At 45.1% G+C, this 15,915-nt stretch carries 14 protein-coding genes and 1 rRNA gene; 10 read left to right on the top strand and 5 right to left on the bottom strand.

What is annotated here, in order from left to right:
• From B9T10_RS05190 to B9T10_RS05160, 7 genes are all read left to right on the top strand, one after another.
• Positions 1-1,461, top strand: coding sequence for a methyl-accepting chemotaxis protein (locus tag B9T10_RS05190; RefSeq protein WP_094538028.1), 1,461 nt, complete (start codon positions 1-3; stop codon positions 1,459-1,461).
• Positions 1,462-1,519: 58 nt separating this feature from the next.
• Positions 1,520-6,406, top strand: a complete 4,887-nt coding sequence (locus B9T10_RS05185; protein WP_094538027.1) for an Hpt domain-containing protein — start codon at positions 1,520-1,522, stop codon at positions 6,404-6,406.
• A gap of 9 nt (positions 6,407-6,415) precedes the next feature.
• Positions 6,416-6,754, top strand: coding sequence for a PilZ domain-containing protein (locus B9T10_RS05180; RefSeq protein ID WP_008316807.1), 339 nt, complete (start codon positions 6,416-6,418; stop codon positions 6,752-6,754).
• 4 nt (positions 6,755-6,758) lie between these two features.
• Positions 6,759-7,541 (top strand): TatD family hydrolase, encoded by a 783-nt coding sequence (locus B9T10_RS05175; protein ID WP_094488990.1) that lies wholly within the window; start codon positions 6,759-6,761, stop codon positions 7,539-7,541.
• Positions 7,542-7,543: 2 nt separating this feature from the next.
• A complete protein-coding gene (gene hldE, locus B9T10_RS05170) occupies positions 7,544-8,956 on the top strand; it encodes a bifunctional D-glycero-beta-D-manno-heptose-7-phosphate kinase/D-glycero-beta-D-manno-heptose 1-phosphate adenylyltransferase HldE (RefSeq protein ID WP_094538026.1) in 1,413 nt (470 codons plus the stop codon).
• A gap of 70 nt (positions 8,957-9,026) precedes the next feature.
• The gene (recA, locus tag B9T10_RS05165) at positions 9,027-10,079 is read left to right on the top strand and encodes a recombinase RecA (RefSeq protein ID WP_008316802.1); all 1,053 of its coding nucleotides are present in this window, start codon (positions 9,027-9,029) and stop codon (positions 10,077-10,079) included.
• 70 nt (positions 10,080-10,149) lie between these two features.
• Entirely contained in the window at positions 10,150-11,079 is a 930-nt protein-coding gene (locus tag B9T10_RS05160) for an RluA family pseudouridine synthase (RefSeq protein WP_008316801.1), read from the top strand.
• Positions 11,080-11,119: 40 nt separating this feature from the next.
• Here B9T10_RS05160 and B9T10_RS05155 read toward each other — a convergent pair whose 3' ends face one another.
• From B9T10_RS05155 to B9T10_RS05145, 3 genes are all read right to left on the bottom strand, one after another.
• Positions 11,120-11,329: a bacterioferritin-associated ferredoxin gene (locus B9T10_RS05155; protein ID WP_008316800.1), complete on the bottom strand. Its 210-nt coding sequence runs from the start codon at positions 11,327-11,329 to the stop codon at positions 11,120-11,122.
• A 92-nt stretch (positions 11,330-11,421) separates the two neighbouring features.
• Positions 11,422-12,354 (bottom strand): hypothetical protein, encoded by a 933-nt coding sequence (locus tag B9T10_RS05150; protein ID WP_094488992.1) that lies wholly within the window; start codon positions 12,352-12,354, stop codon positions 11,422-11,424.
• 13 nt (positions 12,355-12,367) lie between these two features.
• Positions 12,368-12,694, bottom strand: coding sequence for a zinc ribbon domain-containing protein YjdM (locus B9T10_RS05145; protein ID WP_008316798.1), 327 nt, complete (start codon positions 12,692-12,694; stop codon positions 12,368-12,370).
• 151 nt (positions 12,695-12,845) lie between these two features.
• Here B9T10_RS05145 and ubiA point away from each other — a divergent pair, with 151 nt between their 5' ends.
• The 3 genes from ubiA to B9T10_RS05130 are packed head-to-tail and all read left to right on the top strand — an operon-like array spanning position 12,846 to position 14,969.
• A complete protein-coding gene (gene ubiA / locus B9T10_RS05140; RefSeq protein WP_246782161.1) occupies positions 12,846-13,727 on the top strand; it encodes a 4-hydroxybenzoate octaprenyltransferase in 882 nt (293 codons plus the stop codon).
• A gap of 3 nt (positions 13,728-13,730) precedes the next feature.
• The gene (locus B9T10_RS05135) at positions 13,731-14,288 is read left to right on the top strand and encodes a cob(I)yrinic acid a,c-diamide adenosyltransferase (RefSeq protein WP_094538024.1); all 558 of its coding nucleotides are present in this window, start codon (positions 13,731-13,733) and stop codon (positions 14,286-14,288) included.
• Between the two features lie 3 nt (positions 14,289-14,291).
• A complete protein-coding gene (locus B9T10_RS05130) occupies positions 14,292-14,969 on the top strand; it encodes a 4'-phosphopantetheinyl transferase family protein (protein WP_094538023.1) in 678 nt (225 codons plus the stop codon).
• On the opposite strand, the gene B9T10_RS05125 is transcribed toward B9T10_RS05130, so the two are convergent.
• Together B9T10_RS05125 and rrf are read right to left on the bottom strand one after the other, a co-directional pair.
• Positions 14,966-15,289 carry an H-NS histone family protein gene (locus B9T10_RS05125; RefSeq protein ID WP_008316794.1) on the bottom strand — a complete coding sequence of 108 codons (324 nt, stop codon included), beginning with the start codon at positions 15,287-15,289 and terminating at the stop codon, positions 14,966-14,968. The genes B9T10_RS05130 and B9T10_RS05125 overlap by 4 nt on opposite strands.
• Before the next feature lie 511 nt (positions 15,290-15,800).
• Positions 15,801-15,915, bottom strand: a 5S ribosomal RNA gene (rrf, locus tag B9T10_RS05115).

Raw genomic sequence — 15,915 nt, 5'->3', positions numbered from 1 at the left:
ATGTCCAAATCCAACAGTTTCTTTTCCACCAACATTCCCCACATTCTGTGCGCCATTGCATTGGTTGTGTTTACAGGTCTTAGCATCGCACTCATGATGAGTCAACATGATGAAACCTACGAAAATCGCAACAGCATTTTACAATCTCAATTGACGAGCAGCCATTTAAATGAGAAAAACACTGTCAAATTGCTCAATGCCATCAAATCTGACAACGATGAGCAAGCCATCGAAGCTTTAGCAGAACTTCAACAAAGCCTACAGGCACAAAATCAGAGCTTAGCAAACGTCAATCAAAGCCTTAAACAAGAATCTGACACTGTAGAATTTCACGGCCTTCAATTGCCAAGCTATACCATCTACATTTTATGGGGATTGGCAGCATTGAGCTTGTTGATTTTATTGGTGTTAATGTCCCGCAATAACAACGCCGTTTCTGTGGAAGACACACAATCTTTACACGCGCAGCAGCACACGCAGCAAGCTTTACTTGAATTTTTAGAAGTGATTCAAGCCCTCTCTGAAGGTGATTTAACAGTACAAGCCCAAGTCTCCGATGACATCACAGGCACACTCGCAGACTCCTTTAACTACTCCGTTGAAGAGCTTCGTAACCTTGTATCAATGGTGAATCAATCCACAAAGAAACTCTCTGAAGCTGTTGGCGATTCATCAACGGTGGCAGAAGACTTGCTCAATGCCTCCACAGAACAGGCACGCCGTATTGCAGAGGCATCAAACACCGTGATTCACGTCACAGAAGCAATGATCGATGTATCGGATCAAACATCCTCTGCGGTTGACATTGCCATGAGCTCCACAGAAGTGGCACGCTCTGGTTCTGAACGTGTGCGCTCAACCATTTCTGGTATGGATCAAATCCGTGATCACATCCAAGAAACGTCCAAACGTATCAAACGCTTAGGTGAATCGTCTCAAGAGATTGGGGACATTGTTGAACTCATCAACGACATCGCGGACCAAACGCACATTCTCGCATTGAACGCCTCCATTCAGGCGGCGGCAGCCGGTGATGCTGGCCGAGGCTTTGCAGTGGTTGCCGATGAAATCCAACGCTTAGCTGAACGTACGGGTAACGCAACACGCCGCGTTGAAAACATCGTTAAAGCGATCCAAACTGATACCAACGAAGCGATCTTTGCGATGGAAAAAAGCACCAGTGAAGTGGTCAATGGTGCGAACTTAGCAGAACGCGCAGGTGAATCCTTGAACGAAATTGAATCGGTTTCCACACAATTGGCCTCCATGATTCAAAACGTCTCTAAATCTTCACGCGAAGTTTCCTCATTAGGTAACAAAATGAAAGACAGCATTGACTCCATCAAAAAATTGACGGAACAAAACGTAACAAGTACACAAATCACCAACCGTTCAGTTGAAAAAATCAACGAATTGGCCAATGAGTTACGCGAATCCATCAGTGGCTTTAAAATCAAATAAATCAATTGAGCATCCAAAGGGGCATTTGCCCCTTCACATCGAACATAGGAACTAATCAATGGCAGCATTGCGTGATGAGTTAACAACAGCAGTTAAACGTTTACGAGCATTTTTAATTCGTAAGATTTGGAGCACCTCGTCCTCGGAAAAAAACCAACAAGCTGTGGATTCATTTGACATCGAATCACTCCTTCAACTCATTGAACATGATCCTGAACATGCCGCGATTTGGCAGCGCTTTTATGCCTTTCATCAGCGCCGTGATCAGCGTTATTTTCAGCACAATGAGCAAAAGCGGATTCATGCCCTCATCCAATGCCTTAAACAGATCGAGCAAGGTCATTTCCCAAGCAGTGAGGCCATGGTTGCACACTTTGATGCCCTCAACATTGCCCCAATGGTGCCGCCTGTGCGTCAAGCCATTGTGGCTACGATCGAAAGCGCCCCTGAGGTCATCGAGGCGCCTGCACCGATCGATGCTGCCCTTCATGATCTGCCCATCGATGTGTTACAAAAATTGATTTTAGAGATCAATACGCAAGGACAATTGCCAGAACATGCTAAGACACTGCTTGCCCCTTATCATGCGGCATTGTCCGACATCTATCCCGATGCACCCGATATCCATCATGCATCCCCCGAACAGCAATTGATTGCCGTCATTCAATTGGTGGATTTCTTTGAGCATTCAGCCGCCCTTCACCATTATGGCTTTGGGGATCACTTTGCAACAGATCTTGCCGATCGCCAATGCTTAATGACGCACAAGCGTTATTTTGATGCCATTGAACGCTTGAAAAATGCGCCTAAAGAGAACACAAAATATCTCAAAGATGTACATGATTTAGTGAGTGCTGCGCAATCAAAACTCCTATTTGTGCCATCCGATGCCACACTGACGCTTTGTGAACGTTTCATAGATGAGGAAAATGCACAAAATGCTGCGCGCGTTTTATCCGCTTTACACACTGAGTTGAGCGGAATACTGAATGCCTACATTCAAAAGGCTGCACCAGTTGTTGAGGCGCCATCGATGGTTGACACAACTGTCAGCACAACCTCTGAACACACCAAGCATCCTTATTACATCTCTGGCCGATTAATGCCAACCTTTAAAGAGTGCCCTCAATACGATGATGAATTGATCGCAGAACTGAAAGAGAGCTTCTTAGAAGAGTCTGAAGATGAAATCTTCCCGCTGATTGAAATTGCCGTACAAAATCTACGTGCCAATCCTTATAAAGAAACCGATATTTTGGACCTTCGCCGCTGTTTCCATACATTAAAAGGCAGCGGTTATACCGCATCGATGCCCATCATTGGCGAGATCGGTTGGCAAGTTGAACGCGTCATCAATGGTGTGCGTGATAATCATTATCCTTTCAGTGACGCCATTTTACATCATGCATTAGATGGCTATGATGCCATTCGTGCATTGATCGCCCATCCATCCGAAGACACCACAGAGCTTGAACGCATTGCCTATCAAGCCCAATATTTGATTGATCACAAAGGTCAGGTCGATCCTGCCGATGTCTCAATGCCCGCTGAGGCCATTGAACCCGCGCCCGTCGCTAGCAATGACACCACAGAGCACTTTGAAAACTTTGATGCCATTCCTTTTGGCTATGTGTCACCTTATCACCTTGAAGGCAGCGCTGAAGCAGAACCTTCTGAAGCCGCACAATTAGATGAAGATTTAGTTGTGGTACTCAAAGAGAACATGCTCGAAGAGACGCAGCGCGAAATTTTGCCTGCCCTCAATGATGTTTCAAGCGCTTTCTTAAAAGATGCCGCCACACAAAGTGATTTTGAACGTGCACGCCGCGCCTTTCATACCATTAAAGGCAATGCCCGCATGATCGGGCTCAATGTGCTTGGTGAAATCACAGGCACGGCAGAAAAATTGTTGGATAAAATCCTATCGGGCGCCCATAAATTAACACCCGCCACCACCGCGCATTTAGCGGACATTTACTTGATGGTGAAGGCACAAATTTCCAATCAAACCGTGTCAGATGAAGAGATTGCGCGCTTACTCAATCAAGGCAACATGCTCTTAGCCCACAAAGGGGATTTATCGGCGTTTTTAAATGTCGCGCCGCCTGTTGTCAGCATCGTGCCAGAAGTCATCAACGAGGCTGAAACCGATCCAAACCCTGCCTCCACAGAGGATCTCATCTCAGAAAAACGTCAAGCGATGTTTGAGAACATTCAAAGCGTGATCGAACAGAGCGAAATGCATGAGCGTGACTATAAGCTTCATGATGAAGAGCTCAATCTCACCAATGAAGAGCTCAGCCAAAAACTGATCTCAGGCTTCACCAAGTGCGAAACGCGTACCTACTCAACCTTAAAACGCTACAGCCAAGATGTGGGCTTATGTTTGTTGCATCCGAATTTCTCACAAGAATTTCCGCTGCATCAATCTCTCATTTCAGCCTATCATAAGCATTTACTCTTGTTCCGTGCCCATGGCTTGACACCATTAGATGAACGTTTGATCTTCTGGGGTAAAGTACTGACGGCCGTTTTAACCATCATCAAAACCAATACCATTGATGCAAAAATCGCGCAAAACTACATCGATGAGTTGCAAAAGCCGATTTTAACCATCGAGCAAGCCGAAGCATCCCCTGCGCCACAACCTATCGCAGAGACGCAAGAAGAAATTGACCCTGAAATCATGCAAGCCTTCACAGAAGAAGCCCATGAAGTGCTCGAGCAAGCCGATGAACTCATTCAAGCATGGCAAGGGGAAAACTTTAACCCACAATCGGATCTCATTTCTGAATTGCGCCGCCAAATGCACACCTTAAAAGGAGGTGCGCGCATGGTGGGCAAAGAGGGCTTAGGTCAGCTCAGTCATGCCCTTGAATCCTTGTTAGACGCCAATTACATCACGCTCTTTGACTCCGATCCTAAACGCTTTGAAGTGTTACAGCGCGCCCTTGATCACTTACAAGTGTTGCTTGAGAGCCCTGCGAAAACTTTAGATCGCGAAGGCTTTAACCTCCTCTCTGCCCTTCATCTACTCCTTGGCCATGAGAATCCGCCCGAGATGAACATTGAAGGCGAGGTCATCACAGAGAGCAATGCCACTGTGGTTTCTGAACAAACGGCGATTGCTGCACAGGCAGAACTCAGTACCTTAAAAATCACGCCGATGCAATTGTCACGCATCAGTGAAAAAGTCTCTGAAAATAACATCCTCACCACGCAGTATAATAATGCCGTTTCTAGCATCATCAATACGCTCTCTGAGCTGACGCGCACCATGCAATATCTGAATATGACCGCGCGAAACATTGAGATTGAAACAGAAGCACAAATGATCTCTCGTCATGCCAAAGCTTCTCAAAATAAAGAGAGCTTTGACCCATTAGAGCTTGATCAATTCTCTGAATTGCAGCATTTGGCGCGTTCCATCTCTGAATCCATTGAAGATGTGAACGAATTCCACCGCCACATTGCTGAATCGGTGGAATCCATGAATGCGTCTTTGTCGAAATTCTCCGGCAATCAGACGTTGATTTCAGACACCTTAACCGACATCGGTACAGTGAGCTTTAATCACATTGTGCCGCGTTTACGCCGCATCGTGCGTCAGGTGAGTAAATCTAACAATAAACAGGTGGATTTAGTGGCCATTGGCGCCGATACGCAAGTGGAGCGCTTGGTGCTTGAGCAAATGACCGCGGCCTTTGAACACATGATCCGCAACGCCATTGTCCATGGCATTGAATCACCTGAAGAGCGCATCAATGCAGGCAAATCACCGAATGGCACCATCACGTTACGCGTCATGAAAACCGGCTCTGATTTGTCAATTGAAATCAGTGATGATGGCCGCGGTTTTAATGTGGAAAAAATCCGTGAAAAAGCCATTGCACAAGGATTGGTGACCGAAGCGCACACCTTAACAGATCATGATCTGGTGAATTTGATCATGTTGCCAGGCTTTACCACTGCCACTAAACTCTCGCAAGATGCAGGGCGCGGCGTGGGGCTCGATGTTTTAGCCAAAGCGATGACGATTCTCAAAGGTAATGCAGAGTTATCCTTTGTGCCCAATCAAGGCGTGACCTTTAAAATCTCTATTCCTGCCACCTTGATGATTGTGCAATCCTTGATCGTGAGCGCCGATGGACAAAAATATGCCATCCCGATTGATGACATCATTGGCGTGACGCAAGAGAAAGATGTGATCTTTGATCGTAAACGCACGCACTTTGTCTATCACAATGAAAAATATGATGTCTATGACCTTGACCGCATCTATTCAGGTGCGCATGCCGGTCATTTAAACTATATTTATCTGCTCTTTGAATTCAATGGTCAGCCGATTGCGCTCGGTGCTGAATCCATCATCTCGCAGCTTGAGGTGATCATGCATCCGCTCAATCCACAAATCGCCCACATTCCCGGCTTAACAGGCAGCGCAGTGACGCCAGATGGGGAAACCATTTTCACGGTGGACATTTCTGCCTTTACGAAAACGGACTTCAAACAAGCCCATAAACGCGATCATGTCCAAGAGAAGATTCAAGAGAGCAAAGAAGCTCAACCGCATAAACCGCTTGTGATGGTGGTTGATGACTCAATTACCATGCGCCGCGTCAGTCAGCGCATGCTTGAACGCGCAGGTTATGAGGTGATTTTAGCCAAAGATGGTTTAGAGGCGATTGAAACGCTCGTCAATGTCACGCCAGATTTAATCATGCTCGACATTGAGATGCCACGCATGGATGGATTTGAGGTCTTAACCCGCATCCGCGAGACAGAAAAGCTTATGAAAACCCCTGTGATGATGGTAACATCTCGTTCAGGTGAGAAGCACCGCATGCGTGCATTTGACATTGGCGCTAATGAATACTGCGGCAAGCCGTATCAAGAGGAAGAGATCCTCAAAGTCATCGATCAACTATTGAATGCCAAAGCTTAAGGAGCAGACATGAGTGTTAAGCAAATGCAGCTAGAGTTCAAAGATTTTGAACAAGTTGCCAACGTTTATATGGATTTTGTGGTCGGCGGTGGTTTCTTCATCCCGATGCAAACTGTCAATTATCAATTGGGCGATGAAATCTTCATCGCGCTGATTTTACCAGATGATCCTGGCAAGCGTAATCCTGCCGCCACAAAAGTTGTGTGGATCAATACTGAAAATTCGCGCAAAGGAAAACCTGGGATCGGTGTACAATTGACGGGTATGAATGCAGGCCCTTTAAATGAGCGTTTGAAAAAATGCGTGGGTTCTGCCAAGAAAAAATCCCCGTTTACCTTAACGATGTAGTGATATGTTAATAGATTCCCATTGCCACTTAGATCGCATTGATCTGACCACATTTGACCATAACTTTGCCCATTTGATGCAAGCGAACCGCGAGGCGGACATCAGCCACATGCTGTGTGTTGCCGTGCATCCTGATGATTGGCAAAATATGGCGGATTTAACCGCGCCTTATGAAAATGTTTTTCTCTCCTTTGGTATTCATCCCGGGGACATTAAAGCAAAAGATTTAGATTTTGACGTGGCACAATTTGCGCCTTTTATGCAAGATTCCCGCGTCATCGCAGTGGGGGAAACAGGGCTTGATTACCATTATGGTGACAACCCTCAAGAGCAGCAAACGCTGTTTGCACGCCAAATTGAAGTGGCCAATTTACACAACAAACCCCTCATCATTCACACTCGTGATGCAAGAGAAGATACGATTGCCATCATGAAGGAAAATCATGCTGATCGCTGTGGCGGCGTCATGCATTGCTTTACTGAGAATTGGGCAATGGCAAAAGCAGCATTGGATTTGGGCTTTTACATCTCCTTTTCAGGCATTGTGACCTTTAATAATGCACAAGAGTTGCGCGAGGTTGCCAAAAAAGTGCCCCTCGATCGCTTATTGGTGGAAACAGATTCCCCTTATTTGACGCCTGTGCCGTATCGCGGAAAAGTGAACTACCCTGCCCGCGTGCATCATGTGGCACAAAAATTGGCGGATTTAAAGGAAGTGAGCTTTGACACCATGGCCAATGCAACGACAGAAAATTTTAAAACCCTATTTAAAGTGCTTGGGGGGTAACGATGAGCCAAGCTTTGATCACTGTGATTGGCGATTTAATGCTCGATCGCTATTGGTTTGGCGCTGCAAAACGCATCTCGCCTGAAGCGCCGATTCCCGTCATCAACATTCAAGAGACAGAAGATCGTTTAGGCGGCGCGGCGAACGTTGCTTTAAACTTACGCTCACTCGATCAATCTGTGGTGCTTGCTGGCGCCATTGGCAATGATGCCGATGGTGAACGCTTTATGGCATTGTGCAATGCGCATCACATTCCCACAGAATGCTGGACAAATCATGCACTCCCAACCATCACAAAGCTTCGCATCATCAGCCGTCAGCAACATATGTTGCGCTGTGATTTTGAAGAAGCAGGCATCACACATCAAACGGATGCAGAGTATCATGCGCGCCTACTCAAATGGATTGAGCAATCGGCCATTGTGATTTTATCGGATTATCAAAAAGGTTTTTTGAGTGATCCTGCTGCTTATATCGCGCATGCTAAAGCCCACAATATTCCTGTGATCATTGATCCAAAAGGATTGGACTTCACAAAATACCGCGGCGCAACACTCTTGACGCCAAACCGCTCTGAATTTGAAGCGGTTGTTGGCATTTGCCCAACGGAAGAAGTATTCATCAACAAAGCCGAGGCGCTGCGTGCAGAGCTTGACTTAACCGCCTTACTCATCACACGCAGTGAAGAAGGCATGACGCTGATTCAAGCCGATGAAGCCCCCTTTACCATTCCAGCAAAAGCGCAAGATGTCTATGATGTCACAGGTGCTGGCGATACTGTGATTGCAACACTTGCCGCCATGCTTGCCGAAGGCAAACCATTGACGGAAGCTGCCGTGATTGCCAACATTGCCGCCTCCATTGTGGTGGGTAAACTTGGCGCATCACAAGTGACGGTTGATGAACTCAATGCCGCCATCACATCTCGTGAACGCGCACATCATTTGGTCTTAACGCTCGATGAGTTGCAAGCTGAATTAAAAGCCGCCCGTGCGAATAATGAAACCATCGTGATGACCAATGGTTGCTTTGACATTTTACACAAAGGGCATGTGACTTATTTAAATGAAGCCAGACAATTGGGCGATCGCCTCATTGTGGCGCTCAATTCTGATCGCTCCATCAAAGCATTGAAAGGCGACAATCGCCCCATTATGGATCAAGAGAGCCGCGCCACTGTGCTCGCCTCTTTAAGTGCCGTGGATTGGGTGATCATTTTTGATGAGGAGACGCCAGAAAACCTCATCAATGCATTGCTGCCCGATGTTTTGGTTAAAGGCAGTGATTACACGGTGGATCAAATTGCAGGGGCAAACGCCGTCCTCAACAATGGCGGACGTGTTGAATTGTTAAGCTTTGTGGACGGTTATTCCACCACAAAAGCGATCGAAAAAATAAAACATAACTCAAAGTAATATCACTATTTCTTGGTTATATTTATGTTATAATCGTTGTTAAATCTTTCTAATAATAAGGGTGACTTCAATGGATGAGAATAAACGCAAAGCACTCCAAGCCGCGCTTGGTCAAATTGATAAGCAGTTTGGTAAAGGCTCAGTGATGCGCTTTGGCGATCAAACTGAGAACACAGACATTATCCCTGTTTCCACAGGCTCATTAGGTTTAGACATCGCCCTTGGCATTGGTGGTTTACCTCGTGGTCGCATCATTGAAATTTATGGTCCTGAATCTTCAGGTAAAACCACATTGACTTTGCACGCGATTGCAGAAGCACAAAAAGCAGGTGGTATGGCAGCATTCATTGATGCTGAACATGCGTTAGATCCTGTATATGCCGCTAAATTGGGCGTGGATGTGGAAAACCTCTACATTTCTCAACCTGACAATGGTGAACAAGCCCTTGAAATCGCCGATACATTGGTGCGCTCTGGCGCCCTTGACATCGTGGTGATTGACTCTGTTGCTGCATTGACGCCAAAAGCGGAAATCGAAGGCGATATGGGGGATTCACACATGGGTTTACAAGCGCGCTTGATGAGTCAGGCATTGCGTAAACTCACCGCAAACATCAAAAAATCCAATACACTGGTGATTTTCATCAACCAAATTCGTATGAAGATTGGCGTAATGTTCGGTAACCCTGAAACCACAACCGGTGGTAATGCCCTTAAATTCTACGCATCTGTCCGCTTAGACATTCGCCGCATTGGTTCGATCAAAAAAGGCGATGAAGTGATCGGTGCAGAAACGCGTGTTAAAGTGGTGAAAAACAAAGTCTCTCCACCATTTAAACAAACAGAATTTGACATCATGTATGGCGAAGGCATCTCCCGCGTGGGTGAAATCATTGATTTGGCTGTAAAAGCAGACATCATTGAAAAATCTGGTTCTTGGTACAGCTATGGTGACAAACGCATCGGCCAAGGTAAAGAGAATGTGAAACAATTCTTAAAAGACAATGCCGACATTGCACAAACAATTGAAAATCAAGTGCGTGAATACTTCCTTGCGCGCCCACTAGATGGCATAATGCTTGCGACCGATGAAGATGGTTTTGAAGCAGCCCTTGATGATTAATCCTAATCATTCATATGCATACAAAAGCCACCGTCATCGGTGGCTTCCTTAATTTTGAGTACTGAAATTTATGTCTAATCCTGAAGAAACCCGCACACAAGTCCGCTTTGAAACTGTCAATGAACACCAAGATGGGCAACGTGTTGACAACTTTTTAATGGCACAATTTCGCACCTTACCGAAAAGTCGCATCTATCAAATGATCCGCAAAGGCGAAGTGCGTGTGAATAAAGGCCGCATCAAACCCGAAAGTCGCTTATCAGTCGGTGATGTGGTGCGCATTCCCCCAGTCTCCATCAATCCGGAAGCCGCCAATGAGATTCCTGCCTTCTGGAAAGAGCGTTTACGCAACAGCATCATCCATGAAGATGATCGTTTACTCGTCATCAATAAGCCTTCTGGCATTGCGGTGCATAAAGGCAGCGGTTTGCCCTATGGCGTGATTGAAGTCTTACGCGCGGCGCGTCCTGAGCTTGAATTTTTAGAGTTGGTGCATCGTTTAGATAAAGACACCAGCGGCTGTTTAGTGTTGGCAAAAACGGGCAAGATTTTGCGCGAATTGCAAAAAGCCACCATGAAAAAACGTTATTTGTGCTTAGTCAAAGGCTTTTGGGACAAAGGCCGCTTTGATCAACATGCCAAATTAGACATCGAAAACCGTGAACATGGCGAACGTCATGTGGTGGTTTCTCCTAAAGGGAAAGATGCCCATACGCGCTTTAACATCATTGAGCATTATCCAAAATCATCATTGTTAGAGGCAGAACTCTTTACTGGCCGCACCCATCAAATTCGTGTGCATGCCGCAAGCTTAGGTTTTCCATTGCTTGGGGATGATCGCTATGGGGATGTTGATGCCAACAAACGCATGAAGCAATATGGCTTAAACCGCATCTTTTTACATGCTCACAGCCTAATGATTGACATGCCGCCGTATGATTATGCTTTTAGTGCACCTTTACCGGATGAATTGAATCAATTCTTAAACAATATGCGCTAATCACTAAAACAACAAAGCCCTGAATCATCAGGGCTTTATCTTATTCGGATTTTAAAATTTGCACTTGCCCTGCGGCCACCAATGGAATGGGCTCAGGATTGGGCAAGAACGAACACGCTGCATCTGCGCATTTACCGCAGCACGTGGCAACGCCTAAAGACATTTGGAGATCAGACAATTGTGTTGCACCATTTGCAACTGCATCTTTAATCTCTGTATCAGTGATACCATTACAAATACAAATATACATACACAACCTCAATCAACTGGATTGATGAAATGATAGTGATAATCATTGCTATTTGCAAGTACTTTATTTATGAGACGCTTTTATCTTTTAAATCATCCACCGAATTCAAGGCGATGAATCCCATCGGCCACTTGATTTTCAATGAGCTGACGATCATACACAGCTTTGACGGTGTGGCCATTCATCACGCCTTTATCGATCAACGGTTCGGCTAAATGTCCTTGGCGGATCAATGTTTCCTGAAGCACGCGCACCTCATGTCCTTCTGAGCCCATCAATAAGCGATCCGCTTGCCAGCCTTGTGCAATGGCAGACAAATGACGCACATGCATCAACAAATATTGATACGGTAAATGGATCTCTAATTCTGATGGCACGGCAGATTGTCCGGCTAAAATACGAAATTGTTGATATTGCCCTATGGGCATCGGTGTTTGATGAAAGCCTGAAATCACTTGGCAGCCTGCGGATAGAAAATCAGTGGCCTCTGAACCTGCGGCATGAATGTGATCATTGGGCACGCAGCTGTCAAGCATCACAGCTTCCCCAAAATCACGCCAAGCTGGCACAGGAATCATGCGCGTTAAACGAAAGGCACCTTCCTCATTAGGGCGCCCATCGGGCTCATGTGCACCCACAAAATAGTGATACAACCCTTGAGACAACTGATTGCTGATTTTTTTCAACGGATATTGGCGCTGCTTTTGCACATTTTTGATGTGTGGCACAGTCGAGCCATTAAACACGGCAATTTTATGGTGCTTTCGATCCCAAATACCAATCAAGCAACGCATGTGTTCATAATCCAATGTTTGCTCACGCACAGTGATGGCATTGAGCCATTGCCCAAGAGGTGCATCGGTTGCAGCAGCACGTAAACCAAAGAGTACCCGATCGCCTTGCAAGCGATAATGGCACTGCTCTGCTAAACGCACCAAATGAGCCGATGACAGGACAAATGGCGCCTCACCATAGCCAAACGGTAAATGTTGGGTATCAATCTCACCCATAAATGGTGCTGTCATCGTGCTCTCCTTCTTACGCTTTTTTCATGAATTCAGATTTCAGTTGTAAACTTGTGCCATTCACTTTGCAATCTAAATTGTGATCACCTTCAACGATGCGAATGTTTTTGATCATTGTGCCTTGTTTGACCACCATCGATGAACCACGCACTTTAAGATCTTTAATCACAGTGACAGAATCACCATCACGCAGTTCATTGCCATGAGCATCGCGCGCCGTTAACACATCTTCAGCATCATCTGCATCTGACCATTCATATGCACATTCTGGGCACACATAGTGCTCACCATCTTGGTAGGTATATTCCGAGTGACATTTCGGGCAATTGGGCATTGTCATGATATTTCTCCTAAAAAAGCCACCATAAAGCATGGACAGCCATTCTAAGCGGTTTGCCCAACATTAACAACCAGGGAAAACTCCCCATCACATGGGTGGAATGTAGTATCATAATCCTTTGTTCATTTCATTGATCGTTGTTGAATTCACCATGCTGACTTACAAACACATTCCTGATTATTTAAAATTGATCCGCTTTGATAAACCCATTGGCACGCTGTTATTGCTGTGGCCAACGGTATGGGCTGTGTGGATCGCCAGTGATGGCACGCCAGATCTTGGCATTTTAATCATCTTTGTGCTTGGCGTGTTCATCATGCGTTCAGCCGGTTGCATTATGAATGACATTGCCGATAAAGATTTTGACCCGCATGTTGAACGCACAAAAGATCGACCCTTAGCAGCGCGCCGCGTGACGGTCAAAGAGGCTTATCAGCTTTTACTCCTTTTTGTGGTTGTGGCATTTTTGCTGGCTTTAATGCTCTCTTGGCAGACAATTTTGCTTTCCATTCCAGCGCTGATTTTGGCGCTCTCTTACCCGTTTGCAAAACGCTATCACTCTTTGCCCCAAGCCCATTTAGGCATTGCATTTTCCTTTGGCATTCCGATGGCATTTATGCAAATCACCGGTTCAGTCCCGTTAGAGGCCTGGCTGATTTTTGCCATGAACATTTTATGGACCCTCGCGTATGACACAGAATATGCCATGAGTGATCGTGAGGATGACAAATCCATCAACATTAAATCCAGTGCCTTATTGTTTGAACGTTTGCTTGGATCCCACGATTATTTCATCATCATCGGCATGCAAGTGGTGATCATTGCGCTTTTGATCACGCTTGGCATTTACCTACACTTTTCATGGCCTTGGTGGTGCACAGTTGCTGTCGTGGCGGGTTTATTCATCCATCACATTAATATGATCAAAGATCATGATCGCCTGCGCTGCTTTCAAGCCTTTTTACACAATAACTGGGTGGGCGCTGCAATTTTCTTGGGTTTAGTGGCGCAATATGCCTTAAATGGGGGATAATGTATGGGCAATCGTTTATCTAAAATTGTGACAAAAACAGGCGATCACGGCGAAACTGGATTGATGGGCACAACGCGCGTTCTGAAAGATCATCCGCGCATTGAGGCCATTGGCTCAGCCGATGAGCTCAATGCTCAAGTTGGGCTATTGATGGCACATTTGCCAGAATCCCTCAGAGAGATTCATCAAGAATTATTGATCATTCAGCACCATCTATTTAATGTTGGGGGTGAATTGGTCATGCCTGAATATGCCATGATCACATCTGAAATGGTCACATGGCTAGAAACTCGCATTGTTCATTATAATGAGGCGCTGCCCCATTTAAAAGAGTTCATTTTACCGAGCGGATCATTGCCCACATGTCATGCACATGTGTGTAGAACCGTCGCGCGCCGTTTAGAACGTACGATGGTGACACTCCATCAAGCGGAGCCTTTAAATGCTGAACTCCTTCAGTACATCAATCGTTTATCCGATTACTTTTTTGTGCTTGCGCGCACTCTTGCCTGTCACACACAAGATCATGAAGTGCTGTGGAACAAAGCTTTGATTGAGTAATCTATGACACAATGCATCATTACGTTGCCCATCAATGCTGATACACTCAATTGGGCACTGACTCATTATCCTACACAACAAGTGACGCAGTTTTCTGAGCGACGCAATCAATATTTACATCTGAGTCGCGCAATGCTGCGCCATTTATTGAACAAGCATTTTGGCATTGATGCCTTACCGTCCATTGCTTATGGCGAACATGGCAAACCTTATTTTCAAGCGGTGCCCCACATTCACTTTAACATTAGCCACACCGATCATATGATGGCCATTGTCATCACAGATACGGGATGCGTGGGCATCGACATCGAGTGCATCAAAACCCGTCGCAACTTTTCTGGCTTAGCAGAGCGAGTATTCACAGCACATGAACGCGCATATTTAGCAGCCGCCACCAATTATCAGCAATGTTTTTTTCAGTTGTGGTCTGCAAAAGAAGCTTATCTTAAAGCCACTGGCACAGGATTATCTGGCTTAGTGGGTTTGTCATTAGATTTGACTCAAAATAGAGCCTATGGCGCACTTGAGAAAGGCACCTTATATTTAGCACAGGATGCTGACAAGATGAGCTTTGCACTCTATTTGCCGGAGAAAACAGCGCCCATCGTCCATTATTTCGATGGGCAAACATTCACGCTTGAACACATTTCATGGCATGCATTGATGTGTTCACATCATTAATCGCGAATTAAAAAATCATCCTTTGTTGCACCTTGTTCGATGAGATCACGCATCCAAATAGGCATTTTACCACGTCCGCTCCATTGAATCGACGGATCGGCAGGGTGACGATATTTCATCGGCACTTTGTTACTTCTAACGCCCATATCTTTTTCTGTATACACATCATCTAAACTTAAACCTGACTCTTGTAACAGATTCTCAATTTTCTGACGGATACTTTCAGCTTCTAGCTTCTTGCGCTCTTCAATCTCTTGGCTCACTTCCATCAAGATGCCTTCTAACTGAAGTAAAGAATACTTCTTATAATCAATTTTCATAAACTACCTGTTGATTTGGATCAAAACTACACATTATATAATACATAGAATATTATGTATTAATGCCATTTATTATACATAAATATACAACTCAATCTATAGTTTACAGTAGAATATTTCAGTAACTCATTCATAGAAAACAATAAATTGTTCATTGCCTAACTAAGTGTTACGAAATAATTATATATAAAATCGGACAGAGTTAATATTTATTATTTTAATGAGTTAATCTGTCGCTAAAAGCTGCCAATCGTCTCAACTTTTGCGAAGTTGCCTCATTTTAACAAATGGGAAAGGATCTTAATCATGCATCAATTCATATGAAATGAAAAATTTTATTCCCGCAGAATGGGAGATTAAATAATCATATTTTATCAAGTGATGTCCATCACAGTCTTTTTTGAAAAAGTTCTCAGTAAGCTTCAATATTATATCAAGACATATGATGATGCTATTTTTTTCAGACAAATGAAAAAGCCCTCTTCGCTTGAAGAGGGCCATTCATGTTAGGCCCTGGAGATGACCTACTTTCACATGGGGAGGCCCCACACTATCATCGGCGCAGCTACGTTTCACTTCTGAGTTCGGAATGGGATCAGGTGGTTCCATAGCGCTATTGTCTCCAG

The sequence above is a fragment of the Wohlfahrtiimonas chitiniclastica genome (assembly GCF_002252325.1).
GTDB lineage: Bacteria > Pseudomonadota > Gammaproteobacteria > Cardiobacteriales > Wohlfahrtiimonadaceae > Wohlfahrtiimonas > Wohlfahrtiimonas chitiniclastica.
This window is presented reverse-complemented; position numbering and strand designations above follow the sequence as displayed.

Excerpts from the sequence above, each read along its gene's own strand:
- B9T10_RS05125 (WP_008316794.1), bottom strand. The coding sequence starts at position 15,289 with ATGAAAATTGATTATAAGAAGTATTCTTTACTTCAGTTAGAAGGCATC.
- B9T10_RS05180 (WP_008316807.1), top strand. The coding sequence starts at position 6,416 with ATGAGTGTTAAGCAAATGCAGCTAGAGTTCAAAGATTTTGAACAAGTT.
- B9T10_RS05145 (WP_008316798.1), bottom strand. The coding sequence starts at position 12,694 with ATGACAATGCCCAATTGCCCGAAATGTCACTCGGAATATACCTACCAA.
- B9T10_RS05190 (WP_094538028.1), top strand. The coding sequence starts at position 1 with ATGTCCAAATCCAACAGTTTCTTTTCCACCAACATTCCCCACATTCTG.
- B9T10_RS05135 (WP_094538024.1), top strand. The coding sequence starts at position 13,731 with ATGGGCAATCGTTTATCTAAAATTGTGACAAAAACAGGCGATCACGGC.
- B9T10_RS05130 (WP_094538023.1), top strand. The coding sequence starts at position 14,292 with ATGACACAATGCATCATTACGTTGCCCATCAATGCTGATACACTCAAT.
- recA (WP_008316802.1), top strand. The coding sequence starts at position 9,027 with ATGGATGAGAATAAACGCAAAGCACTCCAAGCCGCGCTTGGTCAAATT.
- B9T10_RS05185 (WP_094538027.1), top strand. The coding sequence starts at position 1,520 with ATGGCAGCATTGCGTGATGAGTTAACAACAGCAGTTAAACGTTTACGA.
- B9T10_RS05175 (WP_094488990.1), top strand. The coding sequence starts at position 6,759 with ATGTTAATAGATTCCCATTGCCACTTAGATCGCATTGATCTGACCACA.
- B9T10_RS05150 (WP_094488992.1), bottom strand. The coding sequence starts at position 12,354 with ATGACAGCACCATTTATGGGTGAGATTGATACCCAACATTTACCGTTT.
- hldE (WP_094538026.1), top strand. The coding sequence starts at position 7,544 with ATGAGCCAAGCTTTGATCACTGTGATTGGCGATTTAATGCTCGATCGC.
- B9T10_RS05155 (WP_008316800.1), bottom strand. The coding sequence starts at position 11,329 with ATGTATATTTGTATTTGTAATGGTATCACTGATACAGAGATTAAAGAT.
- ubiA (WP_246782161.1), top strand. The coding sequence starts at position 12,846 with ATGCTGACTTACAAACACATTCCTGATTATTTAAAATTGATCCGCTTT.
- B9T10_RS05160 (WP_008316801.1), top strand. The coding sequence starts at position 10,150 with ATGTCTAATCCTGAAGAAACCCGCACACAAGTCCGCTTTGAAACTGTC.